At 67.1% G+C, this 1245-nt stretch carries 2 protein-coding genes; both read left to right on the top strand.

The window, feature by feature from the left end; translation table 11 throughout:
* Positions 1-51: 51 nt before the first annotated feature.
* Positions 52-354 (top strand): transposase, encoded by a 303-nt coding sequence (locus tag LJ738_RS21120; protein WP_227788337.1) that lies wholly within the window; start codon positions 52-54, stop codon positions 352-354.
* On the top strand, positions 351-1232 hold the full coding sequence (locus tag LJ738_RS21125) for an IS3 family transposase (protein ID WP_227788338.1): 882 nt from the start codon (positions 351-353) through the stop codon (positions 1230-1232). Before LJ738_RS21120 ends, LJ738_RS21125 begins: the two co-directional genes overlap by 4 nt.
* The last annotated feature ends 13 nt before the right edge of the window (positions 1233-1245 follow it).

The following is a 1245-nucleotide window of genomic DNA, read 5'->3' on the forward strand; positions in this document are numbered from 1 at the left end:
TGAGGTGGTCTAGGCAAGGCGGACAGAAGAAGGACGTATATTTCTTCTGTTATGACAGCCAAAAAGAGCGGGGCGTCGCCCGACAAACGACGCAAGTACGACGAGGCGTTTAAGACGGAAGCCCTTCGTCTGGCCGGCGAGAGCCGCAGCACGCAGGCCGCGGCCCGGCAGCTGGGCATCAGCCCCAAGCTGCTTTACCGCTGGCAGCAGGCCCAGCTCGTGGCCGAAGTGGGCAGCGAAGAAGTGGCGCGTGACCCGGAAGTGCGCGCCCTGCGGGCCCGACTGAAACGGGCCGAGCAGGAACTCGATATTTTAAAAAAAGCCTTGGTCATCTTCGGCCAGCCGACCCGGTGAGCACCTACCAGCACATCGCCCAGCGCCAGCAGCAAGTGCCCGTGCGCCAGCTCTGCCAGGCCTTGCAGGTTGCGCCCAGCGCGTACTATGCCTGGCACCGGCAGCAGGGCCAGCCCGTGCCCGAACCGGCGTGGCAAGTGGCCGTGCGCGAGGCCTTTGCCTATCATGCGCAGCGCTACGGCACGCGCCGGCTGCGGGCCGAGGTGCAGGCCCAGGGCCACGCGGTGGGCCGCTGGCGCATCCGCCGCGTGCTCCACGCGCACGGCTTGCGGGCCCAGCAGCCCCGCTCGTTTGTGCCCCGCACCACGGACTCGGACCCGGCCGTGCGCGCCGCCCCGAACCGCTTGCTCGGCCAGCCGGCCCCCACCGCCCCGAACCGGGTCTGGGTCGGCGACATCACCTACCTGCCCCGCCAGGGCGGCGGCTGGCTCTACCTGGCCGTGTGGCTGGACCGTTGCTCGCGTAAAATCGTCGGCTGGGACGTGCGCGACACCATGCCCGAAGACTTGGTCAGCGAGGCCCTGCGCCGGGCCCTGGTCGTGCGCCGGCCCGCGGCCGGGCTGGTCGTGCACTCCGACCAGGGCAGCCAGTACACGGCCACCCGTTTTAAGGACCTGGTGGCACGCCACGGCGCGCAGCAAAGCATGAGCCGGCGCGGCAACTGCTACGACAACGCCCACGCCGAATCCTTTTGGAGCCGTTTCAAGGCCGAATTACTCGACGGCGGCCGTTTCCCCGGCTTGGCGGAAGCGAAGCTCGAAATCAGCCACCACATCGCCTATTACAATGCCGAACGGCGTCATTCTGCCCTTGGCTACTGCTCACCCAACCACTTCGAAACCCATCTTCAAACAACGTCCCAATTGTGTCCGGCTTAGCTAGACCACCTCA

It is taken from the genome of Hymenobacter plasmatis, assembly GCF_020711255.1.
In the GTDB taxonomy this organism is placed as follows: Bacteria; Bacteroidota; Bacteroidia; order Cytophagales; family Hymenobacteraceae; genus Hymenobacter.

Coding starts and splice junctions, on each gene's coding strand:
- LJ738_RS21120 (WP_227788337.1), top strand. CDS start 52: ATGACAGCCAAAAAGAGCGGGGCGTCGCCCGACAAACGACGCAAGTAC.